Source organism: Nesterenkonia sandarakina, assembly GCF_013410215.1.
In the GTDB taxonomy this organism is placed as follows: Bacteria; Actinomycetota; Actinomycetes; order Actinomycetales; family Micrococcaceae; genus Nesterenkonia; species Nesterenkonia sandarakina.
Genome location: NZ_JACCFQ010000001.1, coordinates 1,708,508 through 1,732,789, shown reverse-complemented (window position 1 = coordinate 1,732,789; position 24,282 = coordinate 1,708,508). Strand labels below are relative to the sequence as shown.

At 69.2% G+C, this 24,282-nt stretch carries 19 protein-coding genes; 11 read left to right on the top strand and 8 right to left on the bottom strand.

What is annotated here, in order from left to right; genetic code table 11:
* Window positions 1-2: 2 nt before the first annotated feature.
* The 6 genes from HNR11_RS07970 to HNR11_RS07945 all read left to right on the top strand — a co-directional run bounded on the left by HNR11_RS07970 (window position 3) and on the right by HNR11_RS07945 (window position 7,366).
* On the top strand, window positions 3-1,331 hold the full coding sequence (locus HNR11_RS07970) for a glycosyltransferase (protein ID WP_179442923.1): 1,329 nt from the start codon (window positions 3-5) through the stop codon (window positions 1,329-1,331).
* On the top strand, window positions 1,328-2,608 hold the full coding sequence (locus tag HNR11_RS07965; RefSeq protein ID WP_179441857.1) for a glycosyltransferase family 4 protein: 1,281 nt from the start codon (window positions 1,328-1,330) through the stop codon (window positions 2,606-2,608). Before HNR11_RS07970 ends, HNR11_RS07965 begins: the two co-directional genes overlap by 4 nt.
* Complete coding sequence (locus HNR11_RS07960; RefSeq protein ID WP_179441856.1) at window positions 2,605-4,557, top strand: ABC transporter ATP-binding protein; 1,953 nt, start codon at window positions 2,605-2,607, stop codon at window positions 4,555-4,557. Before HNR11_RS07965 ends, HNR11_RS07960 begins: the two co-directional genes overlap by 4 nt.
* Window positions 4,554-5,753 carry a phosphotransferase family protein gene (locus HNR11_RS07955; RefSeq protein ID WP_179441855.1) on the top strand — a complete coding sequence of 400 codons (1,200 nt, stop codon included), beginning with the start codon at window positions 4,554-4,556 and terminating at the stop codon, window positions 5,751-5,753. The genes HNR11_RS07960 and HNR11_RS07955 overlap by 4 nt, the downstream gene beginning before the upstream one ends.
* Window positions 5,750-6,817, top strand: a complete 1,068-nt coding sequence (locus HNR11_RS07950; RefSeq protein ID WP_179441854.1) for a hypothetical protein — start codon at window positions 5,750-5,752, stop codon at window positions 6,815-6,817. Before HNR11_RS07955 ends, HNR11_RS07950 begins: the two co-directional genes overlap by 4 nt.
* Before the next feature lie 105 nt (window positions 6,818-6,922).
* A complete protein-coding gene (locus HNR11_RS07945; protein WP_179441853.1) occupies window positions 6,923-7,366 on the top strand; it encodes a hypothetical protein in 444 nt (147 codons plus the stop codon).
* A gap of 63 nt (window positions 7,367-7,429) precedes the next feature.
* Here the strand turns inward: HNR11_RS07945 and HNR11_RS07940 are convergent, their stop codons facing one another.
* Both HNR11_RS07940 and HNR11_RS07935 read right to left on the bottom strand, forming a co-directional pair.
* On the bottom strand, window positions 7,430-8,089 hold the full coding sequence (locus HNR11_RS07940) for a response regulator transcription factor (protein WP_179441852.1): 660 nt from the start codon (window positions 8,087-8,089) through the stop codon (window positions 7,430-7,432).
* Window positions 8,086-9,747: a sensor histidine kinase gene (locus tag HNR11_RS07935; protein WP_179441851.1), complete on the bottom strand. Its 1,662-nt coding sequence runs from the start codon at window positions 9,745-9,747 to the stop codon at window positions 8,086-8,088. Before HNR11_RS07935 ends, HNR11_RS07940 begins: the two co-directional genes overlap by 4 nt.
* Window positions 9,748-9,831: 84 nt before the next feature.
* Here HNR11_RS07935 and HNR11_RS07930 point away from each other — a divergent pair, with 84 nt between their 5' ends.
* Complete coding sequence (locus tag HNR11_RS07930; protein ID WP_179441850.1) at window positions 9,832-11,106, top strand: phosphotransferase; 1,275 nt, start codon at window positions 9,832-9,834, stop codon at window positions 11,104-11,106.
* Here the strand turns inward: HNR11_RS07930 and HNR11_RS07925 are convergent.
* Window positions 11,081-11,533 carry a hypothetical protein gene (locus HNR11_RS07925; RefSeq protein ID WP_179441849.1) on the bottom strand — a complete coding sequence of 151 codons (453 nt, stop codon included), beginning with the start codon at window positions 11,531-11,533 and terminating at the stop codon, window positions 11,081-11,083. The two genes, HNR11_RS07930 and HNR11_RS07925, sit on opposite strands and share 26 nt — an antisense overlap.
* Window positions 11,534-11,963: 430 nt before the next feature.
* Here HNR11_RS07925 and HNR11_RS07920 point away from each other — a divergent pair, with 430 nt between their 5' ends.
* Entirely contained in the window at window positions 11,964-12,212 is a 249-nt protein-coding gene (locus tag HNR11_RS07920) for a WhiB family transcriptional regulator (protein WP_036474112.1), read from the top strand.
* 3 nt (window positions 12,213-12,215) lie between these two features.
* Here the strand turns inward: HNR11_RS07920 and HNR11_RS07915 are convergent, their stop codons facing one another.
* The 4 genes from HNR11_RS07915 to HNR11_RS07900 all read right to left on the bottom strand — a co-directional run bounded on the left by HNR11_RS07915 (window position 12,216) and on the right by HNR11_RS07900 (window position 21,355).
* Window positions 12,216-13,934, bottom strand: a complete 1,719-nt coding sequence (locus HNR11_RS07915; RefSeq protein WP_218849670.1) for a sensor histidine kinase — start codon at window positions 13,932-13,934, stop codon at window positions 12,216-12,218.
* Between the two features lie 54 nt (window positions 13,935-13,988).
* A complete protein-coding gene (locus HNR11_RS07910) occupies window positions 13,989-18,821 on the bottom strand; it encodes an NAD-glutamate dehydrogenase (RefSeq protein ID WP_179441848.1) in 4,833 nt (1,610 codons plus the stop codon).
* Between the two features lie 86 nt (window positions 18,822-18,907).
* Complete coding sequence (locus HNR11_RS07905) at window positions 18,908-20,533, bottom strand: CpaE/TadZ family protein (RefSeq protein WP_179441847.1); 1,626 nt, start codon at window positions 20,531-20,533, stop codon at window positions 18,908-18,910.
* Window positions 20,534-21,355: a hypothetical protein gene (locus HNR11_RS07900; protein ID WP_179441846.1), complete on the bottom strand. Its 822-nt coding sequence runs from the start codon at window positions 21,353-21,355 to the stop codon at window positions 20,534-20,536. It lies immediately after the preceding gene.
* A gap of 203 nt (window positions 21,356-21,558) precedes the next feature.
* On the opposite strand from HNR11_RS07900, the gene HNR11_RS07895 reads away from it, so the two are divergent.
* A complete protein-coding gene (locus HNR11_RS07895) occupies window positions 21,559-21,816 on the top strand; it encodes a helix-turn-helix domain-containing protein (RefSeq protein ID WP_179441845.1) in 258 nt (85 codons plus the stop codon).
* Window positions 21,817-21,829: 13 nt separating this feature from the next.
* Here HNR11_RS07895 and HNR11_RS07890 read toward each other — a convergent pair whose 3' ends face one another.
* A complete protein-coding gene (locus HNR11_RS07890; RefSeq protein ID WP_179441844.1) occupies window positions 21,830-22,393 on the bottom strand; it encodes a hypothetical protein in 564 nt (187 codons plus the stop codon).
* Window positions 22,394-22,541: 148 nt separating this feature from the next.
* Between HNR11_RS07890 and HNR11_RS07885 the strand changes: the two genes are divergently transcribed.
* Both HNR11_RS07885 and HNR11_RS07880 read left to right on the top strand, forming a co-directional pair.
* Entirely contained in the window at window positions 22,542-23,501 is a 960-nt protein-coding gene (locus HNR11_RS07885; RefSeq protein ID WP_179441843.1) for a LysM peptidoglycan-binding domain-containing protein, read from the top strand.
* A 70-nt stretch (window positions 23,502-23,571) separates the two neighbouring features.
* Window positions 23,572-24,267 (top strand): Rv3235 family protein, encoded by a 696-nt coding sequence (locus tag HNR11_RS07880; protein ID WP_179441842.1) that lies wholly within the window; start codon window positions 23,572-23,574, stop codon window positions 24,265-24,267.
* Window positions 24,268-24,282: the final 15 nt, after the last annotated feature.

Genomic DNA, 24,282 nt, shown 5'->3' with positions numbered 1-24,282 from the left:
GGATGCCGAGGATCCCGACGCCAGACGGGTCTGCGGCACCGCCGAGGCAGGTCATCGGATACGTGCTGAAGATGTATCCCCGATTCTCCGAGACCTTCATCGTCTCGGAGATCCTGGCGCGCGAGGCGGCAGGCGAGGAGATCGTGATCTTCTCGCTGCGCCCGAGCACCGATGCCCGGTTCCACCCGGAGCTGGCGCGGGTCAAGGCCCCTGTGATCCACGTGCCGCGCGGCTCCACCTCCGCGAAGCTCTGGGCGCAGCTCGGGCTCGCCGCGGCGTCCCCATCACTGCGGGAGGGCATGCAGCGCAGTCTCCCGGAGCTGCTCGCGGCCGGTCACGACGATGCGCAGCAGGCCGTGGCGCTGGCCCACGCGGCACAGCAGGCCGGGGTGACCCACCTGCATGCGCACTTCGCCTCGATCGCCACCACGGTGGCGCGGCTGGCCGGGCAGATCGGCGGTCTGCCCTACTCCTTCACCGCGCACGCCAAGGACATCTTCCATGAAGACGTCGATGAGCAGGAGCTGGAGTCGAAGCTGGCACAGGCGCATCACGCGATCACGATCTCCGGCTATAACCTCGATCATCTGCGCTCCCGCTTCCCCGCCGCGACCACCCGGCTGCACCTGGTGCGCAATGGGCTGGAACTCTCCCGCTTCCCGTACGCCCCGACGCGCGGGACGCTCCCGGCAGCAGACTCCGCCGATCCGCAGGGTCCGGTCCGGCTGCTCGGGATCGGTCGGCTGGTCGAGAAGAAGGGATTCAGGCTGCTCATCGACGCGGTCTCCCGGCTGCGGGCACAGGGCCTTGAGGTCCAGGCTGACATCGCCGGGGACGGCCCCCTGAAGGATGAGCTCCAGCACCAGATCGACGACGCCGGCCTGCAGGGCTGGGTGCGGCTGCTGGGGCCCTGCACCCAGCAGGAGGTGAGAGAGCTGCTGGGCTCCCACGACGTCTTCGTGGCTCCCTTCGTCATCGGGTCCGACGGCAACGCCGACGGGCTGCCCACTGTGCTGCTGGAGGCCATGGCGCGCGGCATCCGCTGCGTGGCTGCCGAGGTGACCGCCGTGGGCGAGGTCGTGCGCAGCGGTGAGACCGGATGGCTGGTGCCCTCGGGTGACCTCGACGCGCTCACGCAGGCGGTGGCCGAGGCGGCGGCCGAGGCCGTCGCAGCTGACCCGGCGAGGGTCAGCGTGCTTGACGCGGCACGCGCCATGATCGAGCACAGCTTCGACTCAGCTCTTCAGGCTCGTCGCCTGCAGGCGCTGATCCAGGATCCGCACGCCCCGGCGTCGCAGGACCGGTTCGCGAAAGTGCAGGTCTCGGCATGAGGATCGGCTACCTGCTCGCGGATCCAGGCATCGGCATCTTCGGCTCCAAGGGCGCGAGCGTGCACGCCCAGGAGATGATCCGGGCGTTCCGAGCCCTGGGGCACGAGGTCACCGTGTTCTGCACCAAACGTGGGGACAAGCACGATGACCCGACGTCGGCCTCGGTTCCTTCAGACCTCGCCGACCTGCCGGTCTTCGTGGTGCCGGTCTCCGGAGCCAAGACAGCGGCGGCCCGAGAAGCCGCGGTGGCGCGCGCCAGCGCCAGGATGGCCGAGCTGGCCGCCGAGGGAGACTTCGATCTCCTCTATGAGCGGTATTCGCTGTTCTCCACCGCTGGTGCCACAGCCCGACGGCGCGGCGTCGCCCCACTGGTGATCGAGGTCAACTCCCCGCTGCTGAGCGAGCAGAGGCTGCACCGCAGCCTCCACGATGAGCCCACCGCCGCACGCGCCACTCGGGAGTCCTTCTCCCGAGCCGACCTGCTCTCCTGCGTGTCTGCCCCGGTGGCCGAATGGGCACTCGAGCTCCTGGGTACCGACACCACCGCTGGTGACCGGTCGCCCCGGGTGCGGGTCACCCCCAATGGGGTCGACCCGGCACGGTTCACCCCAGGACCTCGTGCCTCGCGGAACCGCGTGATCATCGGCTTCCTCGGCACGCTGAAGCCCTGGCACGGCACCGACCTGCTGCTGCGTGCCTTCGCCCGCGTCCTTCAGACGCAGCCCGGTTCAGGACCGCAGCCCGGACTGCGCATCATCGGCGGCGGCCCCGAGCAGGAGCATCTGGAATCCCTCGCCACAGAGCTCGGCATCGGTGAACGAGTGGAGTTCACCGGGCCGGTCTCACCGGCGCAGGTGCCCCAGCTGCTGGCCGACCTGGACATCGCGACGGCGCCCTATCCGGCTCCCGCGGCCCAGGCCGGACACTATTTCTCCCCCTTGAAGGTCTACGAGTATCTCGCCGCAGGGATCCCCGTGGTGGCCTCGGCGCTGGGTGAGCTTCCAGCGCTGCTGCACGGCCGCCCGTCGACCGCAGAGCGGACCGGGATCCCAGGTGGCACCCGGGCCGAGGAGGAAGTACCCGCGGCCGGGGTGACGGTGACCCCTGGGGATTCCGAAGCGCTGGCCCGGGCACTCACCCGACTCATCCAGGACCCAGCCCTTCGGGCGGACCTGGGAGCAGCCGGTCGCAGACGCGTGGAGGCTGAGCACAGCTGGGTGCAGCGTGCACAGAGTGTGCTCGCGGCCGTTCCAGCCCGGGAGGTGAGCTCACGATGAGTCGACGCTCCGAGGCCAAGTCCTCGCGCACCCTGCACCGCCAGGGACTGCGCCGCACCCTTGGCATGGTGCTGCCCCACCTGGGCGAGCACAAGATGCTCATCACCCTCGGGCTGCTGGCCCTGCTCGGCGACGTCGCCTTCCGGGTGCTGGAGCCGTGGCCGGTGAAGTTCGCGGTGGACGCCGTCACCGAGGCGCTGGGGGCGCAGATCGACGAGACCATCGACTCCAGCCACAACGTCGAGGGAATGCTCACCTTCTGGGCCTTTTCTCTGGCGCTGATCGTGGGCGGACGCGCCTTCTGCAGCTACGCCTCCACGATCGCGTTCGCGAAGACCGGCGTGAAGGTCGCGGCACGGCTGCGGACCCGGGTCTTCGACCATATCCAGGCGCTCTCGCTGCGCTATCACTCCCGGGCCTCCATCGGTGACACCTCGCAGCGACTGGTCGGGGACATGGGACGGCTTCAGGAGGTCGCAGTCACCGCCGGGCTGCCGATGGTCGGGAACCTGCTGACGCTGCTCACGCTGCTGATCGTGGTGCTGATCCTCAACCCGCTTCTGGCGATCATCGTGCTGCTCACCGGCTCCGGATACCTGCTCTTCAGCCATGTGTTGAGTCCCAAGATCACCGCCGCCTCGCGCTCGACCCGCAAGGGTGAAGGCCAACTCGTCGGCGACGCGGCCGAGGCACTGGGCGCGATCCGGGTGGTGCAGTCCTACGGCCTGGAGGAGACCGTGGCCTCAGGCTTCGCCGCAGGAAACGCCAAGGCGCTCAAGGCCGGCATCAAGGCCCGCAAGCTGGCGGCCCGGCTTGAACGCTCCACCGACCTTCTGGTCGGGATCAGCACCGCCGTCGTCCTGGGGCTCGGTGGATGGCAGGTCCTGCAGGGGACCATGACGCCCGGAGACATGGTGCTGTTCCTGATGTACCTGAAGATCGCGATGAAGCCGCTGCGGGATATGGCGAAGTACACCGGCCGGATCGCTCGCGCCACCGCCTCCGGGGAACGCATCGCCGATCTGCTCGACGAGGAGATCGAGATTCGTGACCCGGACCGCCCACTGCCCCTGTCTCGCGCCTCCGGAGAGCTCACCTTCTGGAACGTCAGCTCCTGTGACCACCGTGGAGCACCGCTGTTCGAGAAGCTGAACCTGTCCATCCCACCGGGTCAGCGAGTGGGTCTGCTGGGGCCCTCCGGCGCAGGGAAGTCCACCCTGGCCGGGTACCTGCTGCGGCTCGCCGATCCGGACTCCGGCTCGGTGCTGGTCGACGGATGCTCCGCACGCAACGTCACCCGAGCAGATCTCCGGCGCAACATCGCGGTCCTGCTCCAGGAATCGGTGCTCTTCAGCACCTCGGTCCGGGAGAACATCAGATACGGACGGCAGGACGCCTCCGACGCCGAGGTGGAGCAGGCCGCCCGGCGGGCCGGTGCCCACGACTTCATCATGGCCCTGCCAGAGGGGTATGAGACCGAGCTGGGCAACCGCGGTGACACGCTCTCCGGCGGTCAGCGCCAGCGCGTGGCGATCGCCCGGGCCCTGGTCCGCGACGCTCCGATCGTGCTGCTCGATGAACCCACCACGGGGCTGGACCCGGCCTCCCGCGGGGTCGTGGAGAACTCCATCCGAGAACTGACCCGCGGACGCACCACGGTGGCCATCACGCACGACCTCAGCATGATCCAGGGATTGGACCGAGTGCTGTGGCTGCAGGAGGGGCGCATCCTGGAGGACGGCAGCCCGGAGGAGCTGCTGGCAGATCCGCATTCGCAGCTGGCCCGGTGGGCAGCCACCCAGCGAGGTGCTGCAGAATCCGGCGGAGAAGGTCGGCTGGGCTCGGCAGCACCCGCAGCCACACCGGCATCGGCATCGGCACCGGCACCGGCACCCGCACCGGCACCGGCACCGAGGGAATCCGAGCAGACCGAGTGGGTGAGTCGATGAACGCCGCACATCCAGAGTGGACCGAGGCCGACGCGGCCGCCGCCAGGTCCGCCCAGCTCAGCGGGGCGCGCACACTGCTGGACTCCGGCGAGCTCTCCGCCCGACTCGGCCGCTCGGTAACCATCTCCCGGGTCCGCATCAAGCCCGGACATTCCGTGGTCGCCGGTTTCACCGGCGCAGACTCCGAGCCCGGCTGGGCGATGCTGACCCGGGATGCGGACAAGCTCAGCAAGGCCAGGCAGCGTGCCCAGGACAGCGTTCGAGCGGAGATGAACCAGGTGCCCTTCCTCGTCCACGCAGCGCGGCGGCCCTACCTCTTCAGTGGGAGCGTCTGGGCCGACCCGGTCTTGGCCAAGGACCTCACCGAGGCGCGGGCAGCGCTCGACGCGGAGTCCGAAGCGAACCGCCCGTGGACGTTCCTGCGCCAGAATCCGCGCCGTCGGGTGGTGGCCGTGGTGCCACCGGCAGGGCCCGGACACGGAGAGAAGGTCATCCGGGTCGCCGCAAAGAAGACCACCGCCGCCGCCCTGGCTGCCGCGCAGCGGTGGCGGGAGCTGGGGCTGCCCCTGGTGCGCAGCACCCCAGTGGGAGGACGAGGCACCGCGCTCAGCGCCCCGCTGTGGGGATGGGCGGATCTGCGCACCCACCCGCATGGCCCGGCAGCGGCCACAGCTGGCGCCGCCGTGGGCGAGCTGCACCGGCTCACCTCCGCTCCGCACAGCTCTCCTGTGCCGAGTCGGTCAGGCACGGGGACAAGCGCCGTCGCTCTGGTGGCGCCGTGGCTGGGACCTCGCGCTGACCGACTCGCACAGACGATCCAGCAGCGATTCGATCGGCTCGGGCCGGGCACGAGCAGCGAGCTCCACGGCGATCTCTCACCCGACCAGGTGGTCCTCGCGACTCCAGGAAGTCACAAGATCCGGCTCATCGATCTGGACCGGTCCACCATCGGAGACCCGATGCGGGACCTGGGCAGCTGGGCCGCCGCCTGCCGACGGCTGGGACACCCGGAGCTCGTCGAGGAGTTCCTGACCGGCTATCTCACTCAGACCAACGCTGACCTGCGCCGAGCGGCGGCCTGGGAGGCTTTCGCGCAGCTGCACGCCGCACCGGAAGCGTTTCGGCTCCGGGAGGCGCACTGGCCTGCCGCGATGGAGCGGACGCTGGCACTTGGTGAGGAGGCGCTTCAGAGATGACCCCCATGCCCCTTCCCCCCGAGTTCCTCCCCGTCCCGGGATCCCGGATCCGGGTGACCCGAGCCTGGCCGGTGCCCGATAAAGATCGGCTCGGGATCGAATGTGAACAGGACGGTCAGCGTCGGGCGGGGTTCTATGACCACACCGGAGCCCAGCTGCAGCCTGTCGGAACCGACCGTCGGCTTCCCGGGCTTGAACCTGTCGCCTCCTCCGGCACCGTGGTCTCTCACCGGCCCGGGAAGCGCGCGGTCGTCCGAGATGGTACGAGCTACATCAAGGTGGTGCGCCCCGGGCGGGCTGCGGCGATCCTGGAGGGCATCCGCCGAGCCGGCGCGTTCACCGCGTCCTTCCGCACCCCCGAGGTGCTCGCCCAGGACGACTCCACCGTGACCTTCGCAGCATTGCAGGGAAGAAGCCTGCACGACCCCTCGCAGTTCACCGCAGCGCACTGGAGACGGGCCTGGACCGAGGTGCTCGACGCCTGGGTCCATGCAGTGCTCCCCGAGCAGCCCGCGCTGACCACACCCCCGGGTGGAGATCGCGGTCTCGCCGCGGAAGCGGTGATTCCACAGCACACGGCACAGGATGAGGCCAAGGTGCTGCACCGGTGGGCACACCTGGTGACCCCCTACCTTGATCGCTCGGAACCACTGGAACGCCTGGTCCAGGAGGTGACAGCCCAGCTGCAGCAGCTGCCGGAGGCGCCGGTGCGACCGGCCCACCGGGACCTCCACGACAAGCAGCTGCTCTGGAGCCCGCAGGCGGGACCAGGCCTGCTCGATGTGGACACCGCCTGCCGTGCCGATGCTGCCCTGGATCTGGGGAACCTGCGCGCCCACGCACGCCTGCGAGCGCTGCAGGGAGGGTGGGGACCCCAGGAAGCACAGACCGTGATCACCGCGGTGGACGCCGCCGCGAGCCGGCTCGAGGTTCCGGCCCGGCGACTGGCGGTCTACGAACGCGGTGCGATCCTGCGGCTGGGCTGCGTCTATGCGGTGCGTCCCGGTTCCGGCAAGGTGGCGGCCCAGCTGCGCGAGGTCGCCGCCCAGCCCGGATTCAGATGAGAATCTTCTCATCCAGGTCTCACGGTGACCTCACTTGGACGGTCCACCATGGAAGCAGGATCTAGAATCAGAGAGCACGACGCGGATGCGAGAGGATGCGGGACCATGCCCAGGCAGAGCGGATGGATCATCACCGGAGCGCTGAGCATCGTTGCCCTCGGTGGCACGGCAGCGGTGGCAGGGCTGAGTGGACCGGCCCAGGGTCAAGACCTGGGCCCCGCCATGGAGGTGTCCTCGCCCAGCGGCGCCCCCAGCGCCACCCCGACCATCTACGCCAGTCCCAGCGACTCCGAGAGCGAGCAGGCCGAGACCGGCGGCACCGCCAGCCCGAGCAGCAGCGCCAGTGCCACCGCGTGGCCGAGCCCGGTCACCGCGGCCACGGCACCGAGCCCCGCATCTCCCGAGCAGCCCGAGCCTGCGCCCACCTCTGGGCCCACCACGGTCGCCCCGGCACCACCCTCGCAGTACCAGGCCCCCTTGGAGTCTGCACAGTCCTGGTCCAGCCCGGCCTCTGCCCAGAGCTGGTCGGCCCCCTCAGCGGAGAGCTGAGGCCGCGGCGGCCGTCCCCGCACCTGCCATACGCTCGACCCCGCCCCACGGGCCCCTTAGGATTCAGATCTCGAGACGATACCCGACGCCACGGACCGTGCGGATCGCCTCGGCGCCGATCTTGGCGCGCAGATAGCGGACATAGACATCCACCAGGTTTGAGCCCGGGTCAAAGCTGTAGCCCCAGACCCGCTCCAGCAGCTGCTCCCTGGAGAGCACCTGTCCGGGATGCCGCATGAAGGTCTCGATCAGCGCGAACTCCCGTGAGGACAGGTCGTGCTGCTTCTCTCCCACGGTCACCTGACGGGCATGCAGGTCCAGGATGAGACGGCCCGCGCTCAACGTCGTCGGCTCCTCGGCCGACCCGCCGCGCAGCCGCAGTCTGATCCTGGCCAGCAGCTCATCGATGCTGAACGGCTTGGCCATGTAGTCATCGGCCCCGGACTCGAGTCCGGCGACGGTATCGGCCGAGGTGCTGCGCGCGGTGAGAATGATCACCGGGGCTCGGAAGCCCTGGCCGCGCAGCCTGCCGAGCAGCCGGAGCCCGTCCTCATCGGGCAGCCCCAGGTCCAGCACGGTGAGGTCCACGGAATGATGCAGTGCGAGCTCGAATCCCTCGGCCGCCGTCGCTCCGTGCAGGACCGCGTACCCCGCCGCGCGGAGTCCCTTCTCCACGAAGGACGCAATGCGGGCTTCGTCTTCGATCAACAGGATCTGGGTCATGTGCGGCGATCTTCCTCTTTCGGGTGAGCGTCTCTCGGGTCGGCATCTTTCGGGTCGGCGTCTCTCGGATCGGCGCCGGGGTCCTGATCGGTCCCGAGAACGTCCGTGCCATCGGTGCCCAGATCTGCCCCGGCCGCGTCCATCCGGGGAAGCACCAGCGTGAAGCGGGAACCCGCCCCCGGCGAGGACTCCAGCTCGATGACTCCGCCATGCGCCCGGGCGATCGCCTCGACGATCGGAAGCCCCAGCCCTGATCCTGGTTTGGACGGGTCGGTGCGCCCGAAACGTTGGAAGATGCGTTCCTGGTCCGCGGGGTCGATCCCCTCTCCCTGATCGCGCACGAAGAGGCGCAGCTGGTGCGCAGCCAGTTCAGTGCCCAGGGCGATCACCGAGCCGGGCGGTGAGAACTTGACCGCGTTCGCCGCGAGCTGCAGCCACGCCTGGGTGATCCGCTCCCGGTCCACCCAGGCGGTTCCCTCGGCGCGGCTCTCCACGATCCACCGCCGGTCGCCGAGCGCCAGCGCCTTGTCGTAGACCTCATCGGTCAGGGTGCCTATATCGGTCTCGGCGCGCTGCACGAAGCCTGGCTGGCCGGCCTGAGCCAGTGTGGTGAGATCGTCGATCACGCGGTTCATCCGCGTCAGCTCATCAAGGGTCAGCTCTCGGGTGGCAGTCACGTCGACGCGGTCTCCAACGTCGAGGACCTCGAGGTGGCCCCGGATGATGGTCAGCGGGGTGCGCAGCTCATGGCTGACGTCGTGGATCAGCCTCTCCTGCGCAGTGAACGAATCCTCCAGCCGATCCAGCATCTGGTTGACAGATTTGGTCATCTCGGAGAGATCATCGTTACCGGTGACCGGGATCCGCTCGGAGAGGTCCTCGCGCCCGATCTGCCGCGCCGAAGACGCGAGCACGCCCACCGGATGCAGCAGCCGACCCGCGATCACACCCCCGACGATGGCCACCACCCCGAGCGAGAGCAGCGCCACGGCGGCATAGATCACAAACCCCTCGGAGAACACGCGCTTCTCCGCCGTGATGTCATAAGCCATCACCAGTGCCCCGACCTGCTCTGCCTCGGCTGCGGGATCGGTCGACGTCGACTCCCCCGGCGGCTCCGAGACGCTGCCGTGGACCGGAACGATGGCCGCGCGGTAGCTGGTGAGCTCCGTGTCGATCGTGACCACGCTGGCACGCTGAGCCACCGCGTGCGGAGCCAGTGCACGAAGCAGCTGCTGATCCTCCTCGAGCCGCACCGGGGTCACCGGGGATGTGTACGCGACCTCAGCATCGACCAGGCCGAGGATCCCCTCATTGCGCGTCGGGATGATCCGCTCCATCGCGGTGCGCACCAGTTCCGCCGGCGAGCTGAACGGCTCACCGGTCCCGGGGTCCACACCGACCTCGTGCAGGACCCGGAACTGCTCCGCGTCGGCGGCCAGCTCGGCGTCGATCCGACCCTCGACCTGTGCCTGCTGGATCGCGAACGCGGTGTACCCGGCCGCCGCCAAGGCGAGGGCGGCGAGTCCGACGACGGCTGCGAGGATCCGTGCGCGCACGTTGAGCGGACCCGGTCTGCGGGCCCAGGAGCGCCGCGCTCCGGGAGCCCCGTCGGGGCTTCGCGTCCCGGCGTGCTCGGGACGGCTCTGCTCGTTCATAGTCGCCAGTTTCTCACTGAAGCCGCCGGGTTCGGGCACACCGGCCATGAGAGTTCTTTCATCTGGATGCGGGAGGATGACGGGATGGACACGCGCAACGAGCTGCTCACCGTGCTGCGCGGACCCCAGACCGAGACCCTGCTGCGGCAGTCTCTCCGCGCCTCCGGGATGCTGCTGCGCACCTGGGAATTGGAACAGGTCTACGCGCGGCCCGGAGCAGAGGTCTCCGCCCGTTACCGTGTGCAGTGCGCCCCGGCAGAGCGGGGCAGCGCCCCGGGAGGACTGCCGGGGCTGACGGAGCTGACCATGATCGCCAGCACCGTGGAGCTGAGCGCTGAGCAGCGCGCGGGCATGGGCGCGGTGCGGGCAGAGTCACCGCAGGGCACGCTGCACCTCTGGGTGCATCCGGTGGATCCCGAGCTGCCCGGCCTGCTGCTCGTTGAGCCAGACGGCGAGAAACCTGCCGAGCGCTCAGCGCCCACCGAACTTCAGGTCCGGCTCAGCCGGGCCCTGGGCGAGCAGTCCACCGTGCAGGAGCTGCAGATGCTGGTGCTGCGCCCGCTGCGCCGTGCCGTCTACCGGGCCGTGGTCTCCTCCCGGCGGGGCCAGCGGGTGGTCTACCTCAAGGTGGTCCGACCCTCCCGAGCGGCGCAGCTGCTGCAGCGCCACCGCTGCTCGGGGCTGATTCCGGCCATCGCCGATGCCGGGGACGGCATCCTGATCCTGGACCAGGCGCCTGGGCTCCCCCTGACCGAGCATCTGCACCGGGCCTGCCCACCCGCCCACGTGCACCCGCTGAATCCACGCGTGGCGATCTCGGCGCTGGAGACCCTGCGGCCGGAGGCACTGGACCTCCCGGCCCGGGTGCCGCCGGCGCACCGACTCGCGGGCCTCGGCGAGTCTGCGATCGCGGTGGGGGCCGATCGGCGACGCGTCCAGCAGCTGCGTGCCGGCATTGAGGCAGCGCTGCATCAGCCCCCCGGACCGCTCGTGCCCACGCACGGGGACTTTCACCCGGCGAACCTGTTCCTGGACGCGGCGGCAGAGCATCCCAGCGCGCTCATCGACGCCGACACGGTGGGGCCGGGGCATCGCGTGGACGATCTCGCCACCATGCTGGGGCACCTCTTCGCGTTGCCCAGCTTCGACGCCGAGGGATACGCCGGGGTCCCGGATTTCGCCGGGCGCTTCCACGCCGCCTGCCTTCCGGACACGGATCCAGACGATCTCCATGCGCGCACCGCCGCGGTGCTGCTCTCGCTGCTGCCGGGCTCGCGCAGCCCCGCACAGCAGGGGCACTACCTGCGCTGTGCTGAGGGGCTGCTGCGCGGGCTCACTCCTGGGGATCTGCTTCGCTGAGCCAGACCTGAGTGGGCCGGATGAACAGCAGCACCAGCGCCACCGCGGCGGGCACCAGGAAGGCCAGCCCGATCGGACCCGCACCCGAGGAGAAGAAGCTGAAGGAGAGCACCACGATCAGCAGCTGAAGCACCATCGCGGGGGTGCGTGCTCCCTGGGCGCCGAGGAAGATCCGGAACCCGAGCAGCACCAGGATCAGGCCGAAGAGCACATAGAGCACCACCAGAGCGATCTGACCGGCGGTGTCGAGGACCTCAGGCGGTGAGGCCACCGCCCCGGCGACAGTGCTGAAGGCCACGGCGAGTCCCTGGACGAAGAGGATCAGGAACAGCACCCACACGGTGAGCGGGCGGGGCCGGGCCTGGACGAAGCGCCGCGGCGGACGCGGGGCGTTGAAGTCCGGCTGGACGGAGTCATCTGAGGCCATCTCACCATTGAACCACTGCTGCACCCGGCGCGACCGGAAGCCCCGTCCCCACCGACGCCACAGCAGCATTGCCCTGACCTGGGGCTTCTCTGAGACCTGAGAAAGCTGTGACAAAGTACACACTGTTTCGGGCCCATTTCAGCGGTGCGAAGTCTTGTTTGCCGGCCGTTAACATGCCAGCCTTGATTGCGTACTTAACCGGGATGGCAGAACACCTCACCCGAGGTCTGGAGTCCTAGAGTCATCCAGGCGCTGCGGAACACCCCCACTGTGGAACATTCTGCCGACTGGACGCGATATGGCTCCTCGGATTCCACCCTGGAGACACCTGCCCGGGCCGCTCACATTGCGACTCGGTCAAGGATTCCCCGCTGAATGCCCAACGACCCGAACATCGGCGCCCGCGAGGCGCCCTAGGAGTAGTGATCCCATGGATTGGCGCAGCCGAGCAGCCTGCCTGGACAAGGACCCCGAGCTTTTCTTCCCCGTCGGCAACACCGGACCGGCGCTGCTGCAGATCGAAGAGGCCAAGAGCGTCTGTCGGCGGTGCCCCGTGATGGACACCTGCCTGCAGTGGGCCCTGGAGACCGGTCAGGACTCGGGAGTCTGGGGCGGGATGAGCGAGGACGAGCGCCGGGCGCTCAAGCGCCGGGCCGCACGCGCCCGCCGCGCCTCCTGAGGTTCACCCTCCGCTGTTGATCGTCGCGGCGAGGATCGGTGCACGCAGCTTCACCCGTGTCCCGCTCCTCGCCGTTTCTGTGCCGGCAGACTTTTCTGTGCCGGCAGACTTTTCTGTGCCGGCAGACTTTTCTGTGCCGGCAGTAGTTTCTGTGCCCGCCGCCTCGCCCGAGGGGCCGCCGGCGCTCTCCCACTCGATGGAGCCCGAGAGCTCTCCTCGGACCAGGGTGCGCACGATCTGCAGCCCGAGACCGGGCTCCCACTCCTGCTCGGGCAGCCCCACGCCGTCGTCGGTGAGCTCCAGCTCCAGGCGCTGACGCCCCGCCGCGTCGGCGTGCCGCTGCACGCTCATGCTGACATGCAGCTCGCGATGCGCCGGATCCGGGCCGAAGCCGTGCTCCACCGCGTTGGCGACGATCTCGGTGATCACCAGCGCCAGCGGGGTGACCATGTCCGGCGGCAGCTGCCCGAAGCTGCCGTGCAGCGCCGTGATCACCTGCCGATCCGACTGGGCCATCTCCGCAGCCAGGTGCAGCTGACGGCGCATCAGCTCATCGACGTCGACCGTCTCCTCCAGACCCTTGGAGAGCGAATCGTGGACCATCGCGATGGTCTCCACCCGGCGCATCGCCCGGCGCAGCCCCTCCCGACCCTCCTGGGAGTCCATCCGGCGCGACTGCATCCGCAGCAGCGCCGAGACGGTCTGCAGATTGTTCTTCACCCGATGATGGATCTCCTTGATCGTGGCGTCCTTGCTCATCAGCTGCTTGTCCCGGCGGCGCAGCTCAGTGACATCACGGCAGAGCACCAGCGCGGCGAAACGTTCGCCGCCCTTCTCGGACCGGGAGCCCCGACGTTCAGCGCCGCCAGCGACCGGTCCGGCACCGGCCAGCGATCTAAAGCCCTGGCGGGAGGCCCGGTAGAGCGGGATCGAGCGCAGCGTCACAGCCGCGCCGTGGGCCTCCAGCTCGGCGCGCATGGCACGGCGTCCGGTGAGCATCATCGGCTGCGACTCATCCACCGCCACCCCGGTGGCGCGCTGCAGCTCGGACCCGATGCCGGCCAGAGAACGTCCTTCCAGGGTGTCCGAGACGCCCAGTCGCAGCAGCGCCGAGACCGCATTGGGCGAGGCGAAGGTGATCCGGCCCTCGGCGTCCAGGCGCAGCAGCCCGTCCCCCACCCGCGGGGCGCCCCCGTAGCCGGTGAACTCCTGGCTGACATCGGGCCAGCGACCCTCCGCCACCATCACCAGCAGGTCCTCGGCGCAGCGCCGGTAGGTCAGCTCCAGCCGGGAGGGGCTGCGCATCGCGGCCACCGCGAAGTGCAGCGTGATCACCCCGACCGTGCGCCCCCGGTGCAGCAGCGGGATCGCCTGCACCCGCATCCGCCCCGGCGAGGGCTGCCCCTGATCCGAGGAGTTCGTCTCCACCTGGGAGGTCCAGGCGCGCTCCACCATCGGTTTCAGATCCGCGCGGATCCGATCCCCGACCACATCCCGGTGGATCAGGGTCTGCGTGGTCGATGGCCGAGCCTGGGCCAGCGCGATGAAGGAGCGCTCGGCGGCGGAGAGGAACCCCTCCTCGGTGTGCGGGAACCACAGCACCACATCCGAGAACGCCAGGTCCGATAGCAGCTGCCAGTCCCCCACCAGGGCGTGGAGCCACTCCACGTCGTCCTGGGAGAGGTGACGGTGTCCGACCAGCGGATCCTGGAAGACGGCCATATCAGGGCTCCTCGGAACTAGAGGTGAGGGAGAGGGTCAGCAGACGACGACGGCTCACGAGTCGATCAGGCCCCGCAGGTGCCGCAGCAGCACGGTCAGTGAGGCGATGTTGTCATCGGCCAGCGCGTCCACCTCGTCCACCAGCTTCTCGGCGCGGGCCAGCTTGGCGCCGTTGGCCTGCTTCCACTGCTCCAGCCGCTGCTCGGGCTCCGCATCCGAGGGGGTCGCCTCGAGCACGGCCCGGGTGATGTCTGCCATCGCCCCATAGAGCTCGTCGCGCTGAGCGCCGCGGGCCAGCGCCTGCCACTTGTCCTGCCGGGGCAGGTTGGTGATCCGGTTCAGCAGCGAGTCTGCGCTGAAGTCGGCGTAGACCGCGTAGTAGACCCCGGCGACCTCCCGGGAGTCCAGCTTCAGGTCCCGGGCCAGGGTGGCGATGTCCAGCAGCGAGAAGGCCTCGAAGAGCTGGGACACCCAGGTGGCCAGCTGCTCGGGCATGCCCGCCTGCAGCGCTTCGGCGTGCAGCTCGTCGACCCGACGGCGGTCCTCCCCGCGCAGATAGCTGGTGAGCTCGCCGTAGAGCGGGGCGATGTGCTCCGCGTAGGTCTCCACATCCTCGCGCACCGAGGTGCCGCGACTGACATGGTTGATGAACCAGCGCACCGCCCGGTCCAGCAGCCGGCGCATGTCCCGGTAGGTGTTGGCCCAGGCATCCCGGTCGAAGCTCACCGGCAGCTCGCGCATGGCGACGTCGAAGTCTTCCAGGGCGAAGAGCTCGCGCACCGCCACGAAGGACCGGACCACCTGCTCCTCCGCGGCGAAGGTCTCTTCGATGGCGCGGAACACGAACGCGGCGCCGCCGACGTTGATCACCTCGTTGGCCAGCACATTGGCGATGATCTCGCGATGCAGCGGGTGCCGGGAGAGCTGATCCTGGAACCGCTCGCGCAGCGCGGCCGGGAAGTAGTGGGCCAGGGTGTCTTCGAACCAGTCGTCGTCGGGCACGGAGTTCTCCACCAGGGCCGACTTGAGCTGGATCTTGGCGTAGGCGGCCAACACCGAGAGCTCCGGGGAGGTGAGGATCCGCTGATCATTGGCCGCGCGCTCCGCGAAGCCGTCATCATCCGGGAGCACCTCGAGGTCCCGGTCCAGCCCGACGGTCTCCTCGAGCCAGCTGATCAGCCGCTGGAAGCTCGGTGACCACTCACCCACCCGGTGCCGATCGGTCATCAGCAGGGCGTTCTGGTCCCGGTTGGTCTCCAGCACCAGGGCGGCGACGTCCTCGGTCATCGAGCTCAGCAGCTCGCTGCGCTCCGCGGCGTCGAGGTGACCGGAGTCCACCAGCTGATCGATCAGGATCTTGATGTTGACCTCGTGGTCTGAGCAGTCCACCCCCGCGGAGTTGTCGATCGCGTCGGTGTTCAGCAGCACCCCGTTCTGGGCCGCCTCGATCCGTCCGGCCTGGGTCAGGCCCAGGTTGCCGCCCTCCCCGACCACCCGGGCGCGCAGCTGTGCGCCGTCGACCCGGATCGCGTTGTTCGCACGGTCCCCGACCTGCTCGTGGGTCTCCGTGGAGGCTTTCACATAGGTCCCGATGCCGCCGTTGTAGAAGAGGTCCACCGGAGCCTTCAGCAGCGCATTGATCAGTTCTGGGGGTGTGAGCCGGCTCTGCGACTCCGGCAGGTCGAAGCGTCGACGCATCGCCTCGGTGATCTCGATGGTCTTCGCGGTGCGCGAGAAGACCCCGCCACCCTCGGAGATCAGCTCCAGGTTGTACTCCCCCCAGCCGGAGCGCTGGGCGGTGAAGAGCCGCTGACGCTCCGCGAAGCTGGCGGCGGCGTCGGGGTCCGGGTCGATGAAGATGTGCAGGTGGTTGAACGCGGCGACGAGCCGGATGTGCTCGGAGAGCAGCATCCCGTTGCCGAACACATCACCGCCCATGTCCCCGACGCCCATGACGGTGAAGTCCTCCTGCTGGGTGTCCAGGCCGAGTTCGGAGAAGTGGGACTTCACCGATTCCCAGGCGCCCCGGGCGGTGATGCCCATGGCCTTATGGTCATAGCCCACCGAACCACCGGAGGCGAAGGCGTCGCCGAGCCAGTGCCCGTACTCCTGACTGATCTGGTTGGCCGTGTCGGAGAAGGTCGCGGTGCCCTTGTCCGCGGCGACCACCAGGTACGCGTCGTCGCCGTCATGGCGCACGACCCGTTCCGGGTGGGTGATCACCATCTGCCCGTCTTGTTCGCTCTGGTTGTCGGTGATGTCCAGCAGGGCGCGGATGAAGACCTTATAGGCCTCCTTGCCGGCCTCGGCCCAGGCCCCTCGGTCCGCGGTCGGGTCCGGCAGCTGCTTGGGGAAGAAGCCTCCCTTGGCCCCGGAGGGGACGATCACCGCGTTCTTGGCCATCTGCGCCTTGACCAGGCCCAGAACCTCGGTGCGGAAGTCCTCGCGGCGGTCGGACCAGCGCAGCCCGCCGCGGGCGACCTTGGCGAAGCGCAGGTGCACGCCCTCGACCTGCGGGGAGTAGACCCAGATCTCGTGCGCCGGGCGCGGGGCGGGCGCGGCGTCGATGGTCTCCGGAGTCAGCTTCAGCGAGAGCCAGTCCCGGTTCTGGTAGAGGTTGGTGCGCGCCGTGGAGTCGATGAGGTTCAGCAGGGCGCTGAGCACCCGGTCGGCGTCCAACGTGCGGACCTGCTCCAGAGCCTCCATGACCCGCTCCCGCGCCGTCGCGCTCTGCGCCTGGCGGTCCCCTTCGAGGTCGGGATCGAATCGGGTCTGGAAGTAGTCCACCAGCGCCAGCGCCATCTCCGGGTTGGCCAGCAGCGAGTCCGCGACGAAGCTGTAGGAGTTGGTGCTGCCGAGCTGACGGTAGTACTTGGCGTAGGCGCGCAGCACGGTGACGTCTCGGATGCTCAGCCCCAGACGCAGCACCAGCTGCGAGAAGACATCGGACTCCGCGCGGCCGATCAGCACCTGCTGATAGGCCTCTTGGAGCAGACCGATGGTGGCCTCCGCGTCGACCGATTCCGGGTAGAACAGTCCCAGGTCGTAGAGATGGAAGGTCGCCCCGTCGGGGCAGTGCAGCGTGTAGGAGCGCTCGTCGAGGACCTCGAGACCGAAGTCATCGATCACCGGGAGGGTGTCGGTGAGCGTCTTGGGCTCGGTGAGGTAGAGCTTGAGCCGCATGTCCGCCGCGCCACCGTCCCCCGAGCGGTAGAAGCTCATCCGCGGCACAGGATGACCCTCGGCGACGGCCGCCTCGAGAGCCTCGAACTGGGCGGCATCGGCCAGCGCGTCCTGGACTTCGTAGAGCACCCGGTAGTCATCCGGGAACGCCTCGCCCCAGCGGGCGGCGACGTCGTGGGCCTGGGACGACGAGTAGCGCTCCCGCGCCTCGGCAGCGATTCCCTCAGACCAGGAGCGCACCGCCCGGGCCAGCCGCTGCTCCAGCTCCTGCACGGTGCCGGCGGGCTCTGCGGCGTCGTCGGCGAGGCGGAGCCGGAAGAACACCCGAGCCAGCACCGAGTCGGTGAGCCGGACGTTGAAGTCGATGGATTCCGCCTGGATGTAGTCCAGCAGCTCCTGCTCGATCCGTCGGCGCACCGCAGTGTTGTAACGGTCCCTGGGCAGGTAGACCAGGGCGGTCATGAACCGTCCGTAGTGGTCCCGGCGCAGGAACAGCTTGACCCGGCGCCGCTCCTGGAGCTGCATGATCTGCCAGGTGGCCTGCTCGATCTCATCGATCTCCATCTGCAGCAGCTCGTTGCGCGGATAGGTCTCGAGGATCTGCATCAGGTCGGTGCCGGAGTGGGAGTCCGGGGCGAACCCGGAACGGCGCAGCAGTTGCTCGGCGCGGGAGCGCAGCAGCGGGATGTTCACGATGGATTCGCTGTAGGCCCGCTCGCTGAAGAGCCCGATGAACCGGCGCTCACCCTTGACCGTGCCGTCGGCGTGGAAGGTCTTCACCGCCACATAGTCCATATAGGTGCGTCGGCGCACCGTGGAGCGCGAGTTGGCCTTGGTGATGACCAGGGCGCGGCGCTGTCCGGCGCGCTGCCGGCCGGCGGCGGAGAGCTCGGTGGAGCGCCGGGTGATCGGCTTGCCGTTCTTATCGGCGAGGATCCCCAGGCCGGTACCGGTGATCGGGTCCAGGTGCACGGAGCCGTCGGGATACTCGGCAAGCTCGTATTCCCGGTAGCCCAGGAACAGGAAGTTCCCGGCGCCCATCCACTGCAGCAGATCGGAGGACTCCTGAGACTCCGGCAGATCGCCGGCCTGCCGCAGCGATCCCCCGGCGTCCTTGACCCGGGCGATCATCCGGTCCTGGTCCCGGTGGCTGACCTCCACGTCATGCAGGATCCGGTGCAGCCCGCTGACCAGGGTCTGCGCGTCCTCCTCCGAGATCACGCGGTCCAGCTCGATGGTGATCCAGGATTCGATCTTGACCAGGTGCTGCTCGTCGAAGATGGCCCTGAGGTTGGGCAGGGTCTGGGTGTCCCCCGAGGAGACCCCGCGGTGTTCGGAGGGCAGGGATTTCACCGAGACCAGCCCACCGTCGCTGGTGCTGCGGCTGCTGAGCAGGATCGGGTGCACCACCAGGGAGATGCCGTGGCCGTGCCGGGTCACCTCGGCGGTGACTGAGTCCACCAGGTAGGGCATGTCATCGGTGACGACCTGCACCAGACTCTGACCGCCGACGCCGACCACGTGGACCACCGGTGAGGAGTCGGTCCGGGTCTCAGCCAGCTGCAGGTGCTCCCGCACCCGCTGCTGCTGACGTTCCGCGCTGACCTGCTGGCGGTCCTCGCTGGCGATATGGGCGTAGTAGGCATCGGTCAATGTCTCAAGATCGGCGTCATTGCTGGTCCAAAGAATTGTCTCGGCGGGCATAGGTGCTCTCGCTCTTTCTGCTGATATGAAGTGCGCGCAGACCCGCGCCCAGTAGGGCCGGCTGCGCGTTGCCTGTGCCGCTCAGCCTACCGTCTGCCGCTGCGGAGCAGGCCGCGCCGGCGCACCGGAAGATCGACGCCGGCCAACCGTGCGATGCCCCGGCGCAGCGGCGAGTTCGGGGCCGCCTCGGCCAGGATCTGCCCGGTCAGCAGGGCGGCATCGCAGCCGGCCGGGTCCCAGGGCAGGAACGCCGCGATCGGCGCGTCCGGGCCGATCCGCAGCCAGGTCTGACTGAGCTGGTCCCGCGGGGAACGTCCTATCACCTCGCTGCGCACCTTGTTGATGACCACCTCCGGCTGGACCCCCGGGACGCCGCCGAGGCTGGGATCAAGGGCCTCGACCGCCTTGACCAGGCGCGGAAAGTTCACCGGATCCGCCGCGCCGACGACGAGCAGCCTCTCAGCCAGGCGCAGGCAGGCCAGGGTCGCCGCGTTGCGCTGCGGCGCTGCGGTGTCGAAGCTGAGCTCCTCGTCCTCCTCCACCGGGGCTGCCACGTCGATGATCACATGCTCGTAGTGGACGCGGACCAGTTCGAGCACCGCGGTGAGGCTGCGCTCCCGCAGCTCCGGCCAGCGCTGGGAGCGCGGGAGCCCGGAGAGCAGGTCCAGCCGGACGCCGCCGATCTGGACCACCGTGGTGGCAGCGTGCATCGCGGCGACGTCGAGCCGGCCCAGGTCAGCGGCTCGGCAGACCCGTGCCAGGCCGGCGGTCTCCTCCATCAGACCCAGCTGGGCCACCAGCGACGCCGCCACCGTATCGGCGTCGAGCAGCAGCACTGAGCTCCCGTGCAGGGCCAGCTCGGCTGCCAGGTTCACCGCCACGGTGCTGCGGCCGGGGCTGCCCGGGGCACCCCAGACCACAGTGATCCCACCGGCGCTGCCGGACCCGCTCGCCAACGCCGCACCGTGGAGATCCCCGAGCCCCACGGCGGCACGGGTCTCCGTCGTGGTGACGGTCCCTGTCGCGGCTACCGCCGCTGCCGTGGATCTGGACTCTGCCGTGATTCTGGACTCTGCCGCGGTTCTGGCCTGGGTGGTCTCTGCTGCCTCAGCCGTCTCTCTCGCCGCGGCCGCCCCTGCCGATGCTGGGGTCTCGGCTGAAATCGCGGTCTCGGCTGGCGCAGCATTGCGACCGTCTGCCATCGCGTCGCGGCGCGCCGCGGGGCTGGGCCGCTCAGGAAGGAACGGTTCTGGGCTGGACTGTTCTGGGCTCGGGTGTTCGCGGCGGTGGTGCACCTGGGCTGCCGCATAGGGAAAACCGCTGCTGAGACCCGGCGTGGGACCGGCCGAACCCGGATCTGCGTCTTCGGCTGCCTGGACTCCCCTCAGGGCCAGTGCCAGATCCGATGCGCTGACCTCGTCGGGGAAGCTGCGCACACCGAGTCGCTGCAGGCGCCCCCGCTCCTGGGCGATGTGCGAGATGACGACGACGTTCCGACCCTCCCCCTGGAGCTCGTGGAGCACCGTGGCGGTGAGCTGATCGGTGTCCCCGATGATCAGCGCGGCGTCGGCTCGGCCCGCGCGGCACACCGCGATGAGCTCGGGCAGGTCAGCGCAGCGACGATCGATCGAGACCGGGCCCTGCAGCCCTTCTACTGCGGCGATGTGGTCCACACCGAGTCGGCCCATGGTGACCACGGAGCATCTGCCCATCTAGGTCTCGTCCTCCGGGTCTGGGTCCGAATCCGGTTCTGTATCCGGGTCCGAATCTGAGTCTAGGTCCGTATCTGAGTCTGAATCTGGATCCGACGCCGCTGCTGGTTCTGGGTCCGGCTCCCCCGCAGCCCCGGCCGGGACCACCGACAGCGTGGAGGCAGAGCTGGTGGCGCCCAACAGCGCAGGCAGCTCCTCAGGGTCCACCAGCAGCTCGACGGTGACCCGCTCCTGCGTGCCGAAGGTGGTGTTGGACTCGGTGATCTCTGAGACCTGGGCGCCTGCGGCGAGCTGCTCGACCTCGACCTCCTCCTGTGCGCCCAGCGCTCCCGCGTCTGCGGCCCAGACGTCGACCAGTCGACCTGGCTCCACGCCCCTGGCGAGGGTGTGCTCCACTGTGATCGTCATCGCCTGACGTCCCTGCGGATCATCCTCGGCCACAGCACGGCGAGGGATCAGCTCTCCCTCATCGACCATGGCGATGAACTCGGCGTCCTCCGGCAGTGCACTGCTGACAGGGAGATATGCCTCCGACAGCTCATCGATCTGGACCTGGACCACGCGGAGGTCCTCCACGGAGAGCCGGTCCCCCACGGCGAGCAGCCGGTCTGCCGCGTAGACCGGGGTGGTGCGATTCTGTGTGGTCACCAGGGCGATCACACCGGAGACGGAGAGCGCCACGATCAGCACCCCGACGAGCAGCCGCGGATCCCGCCAGCTCGGTGCGCGCAGCCGCTGGGCTCCAGGCCCGGGCCGCGACGCGGCGGAGTGCGGCGGCTGCGGCCTGGAATCGGGGCTCCGCGTGGACTGGGGCTCAGGCATGGTGTCTCCCTGGCTGACGGCCCGCCGTCACGGGCGCACAGGCATCAGCGTAGATACCGGCTCCTCAGAAGACAACGGGTCCGGTGAAATCTGTGCATAAGGCCGATCGCATCTCCGGGGTGCAGAACTCTGGCCTCAGGACTCAGACGTGGAAGAATGGGAGAAACGACACCAAACGACACGTCGAAACACGGAGGATCACGATGCGACGGTTCCTGACCCTGCCTGATGTGGCGGAGGCGTTGAACATCTCCATGTCGCAGACCCGCGCCCTGATCAAGACCGGGGACCTGGAGGGGATTCAGATCGGGGGTCGCGGTCAGTGGCGGGTCGAGGAGGCCAAGCTCGACGAGTACATCGAGCGCCAGTACGCGGCGCAGCGCGAATCCCGCTCTGCAACCGCCTCCACCCCCGCACCGGGGACACCGCAAGAACACACCCCGCGCACCACCGCGTCCTGAGTCGGGGGCTCGACTAGTCCAGATCAGGCCCCTCGCCGCGGAACCATGCCACGGCGTGCAGCGGGATGGTGCGTGCCGCGCGCCCGGCGTCGGCCCGGCTCATCCCTTCCGCACTCACCGGCGCGATGTCGACGAAGTCCCGGCCTGCGGTCGCGATCAGCCCCGCGGCCAGAAGCCCGTGCACCCCGATCACGCTGACCTGCGCCCGATCCCGGGCCAAGCTGCGCAGAGGCGCCATGATGCCCAGACGTCGTCGGGCCGCGCTGGGTTCGCTCCGGGCCGCCGCGCGAGCCATTCCCTCGACCGCGAGGATGCTCCTCAGCGGCACCAGGACGCTGTGCTGCGGGAGAGCGCCCGAGAGCCAGTCGGACCCGACCGCCTGAATCCGCACATCGAGCCGCTGACCACCCCAGACGTGTAGACCCAGCTCTCGATGCCGATGCGCGCGCAGACGCTCGGCGAACTCCACCCGAGACGCTTCAAGCCGGGATGCCTCGGCCAGCGCTGCATTGAACTCAGCGGTCTGCGCCGCCTCCAGCTGTGTCTCGAGATCGGCAAAGAGTGCTTCCCAGCGCATTCCGGTCTCACCTCCGTGACTTGCTGCCTGGGCTGAGGCTACAGGACTCCTCCCGAACCCTCTTGAAGACCCGGGACAACTCGGTACACTCTAAATACACCCAGCGTTATCAAACAGCACTAAAAAACTCGGGATGGGTTCCATGGATATGACCAGAACACCAGCTGACATTTCGACGTCGAGCGGCTTCGTCTCGGAGACCCGGCTCAGAGACCTGCTCCTGAGCATCGCGCTCATCGGGAGCGGACCCGCACTGTGGCACTTCGGCACGGTGATCCTCGCGGGGCAGCCCGATCTCGAGGGATCCTTTGCGCGGCTGCAGCACCAGCACGGCATCGATGCCGCAGAGACGGCACTCGGGCTCCTCGCTGCCGCGGCGGGACTGTGCGTCAGTGGCGCCACCACCGTCGCGGTGCTCGCGGTCCTGGCTCAGCAGCTTGCCCAACGGTGCGGTGCCTGGAAGCTGGAACGACGGCTGGCGCTCTTCAGCCCTGAGTTCATGCGCCGCAGCGCCACACTGGTGGTGGCCGCGGGGCTGGGACTGAGCAGTGTGGCGGCCGATGCCTGGCCCCGATCCACCGCGACCGAAACCGGGCAGAGCATCGGGGGTGCAGACTCGGTGCTGTTCGACCCCGCCGGGCCGGGTGAGGTGACCCGGCCCGGACCCACCCGGCCCGTGATGACTGAGCCCGGCGTGGTGTCAGAGATCCGGACCGCGTCTGAGACCCGCACCGCGTCAGAGATCCGCACCGCGTCAGAGATCCGTGCCGCGCATGAGGTGAGCCATGCGCCTGAAGAAGATCGGCACCCAGACCCGGAGCGGCGGGCAGACCCGACACAGCCGCCGTCGGGCCTTTTCATCCCCGAGCTGCCCGGTGCTGAGCGGCTTCAGGGCCTGCCGCAGCGTGACACCTCGGCACCGGAGCAGATCGTGGTGCGCCTTGGGGACTCACTCTGGGACATCGCCGCGGACCACCTGGGCCCGGACGCCACCGATTGGGAGATCGCAGAAAGCTGGCCCCGGTGGCACGCAGTGAACCGCGACCGGATCGGCGCCGATCCCGGCATCATCCTGCCGGGAATGATCCTGACCGTCCCGGGCAGCTGACGACCACCTCACAAGCACAGGCACCAGCACCAGCACCAGCACCAGAGCATTCGACCCACAGGGAGAGATCATGTCCGTCAGTCCAGCCGAACCGCAGCCCTACTCGACTTCCGGCTCTCGCAGCGCAGCCCAGGAGGATCCCATGGCGGCGCTGCGCGCCTTCCTCGACGGTGACCCCCAGCTGGCCGGGCGCACCACGGTGGTCGCGGCCCCGGGGTCGTCGTGGCGACGACAGGCCCCCGTCGCTGCATCGCCTTATCGGCTCCGCAGAGAGGAGGAGGTTCCAGCACTGATCCGCCGACTGCGCGCAGAACGCGAGCCCGCGGCGACCCATCGACCTCCGGGTGAGCCACCCACCACACTGGCCACCTATCGCGAGGAGCACCGGCAGATCTGCGCGATCGCGCGGATCGTCTGCCAGGTGACGACAGAGGTGCTGCAGGGTCTGCGCCCGGCCAGGCAGTTGCAGCGGTGGTTGGATCTCGAGGTGCAGAACAAGGTGGCAGAGCGCGCCGCGCTGCTGGCTGAGACCCGCAGACGCGCAGACGCGACCCCGGACCCTGCGGCGCGATCCCGGCAGGCGTCGCCGAGGACGATCCCTCGCCCCCAGCCGTTGACCTTCGGGCATCTGCGCGCCGAACGTGTCACCCGCGGCGCCTGGGAGGTCTCGGTGGTGTTCGGAGACGGCCGCCGGATCCGGGCCTGCGCGCTTCGGCTCGAAGCCCACCGGCGGCGCTGGCGCGTCGTCGCGATGGAGCTGGGATGAGCCGCCTGCTCCGGG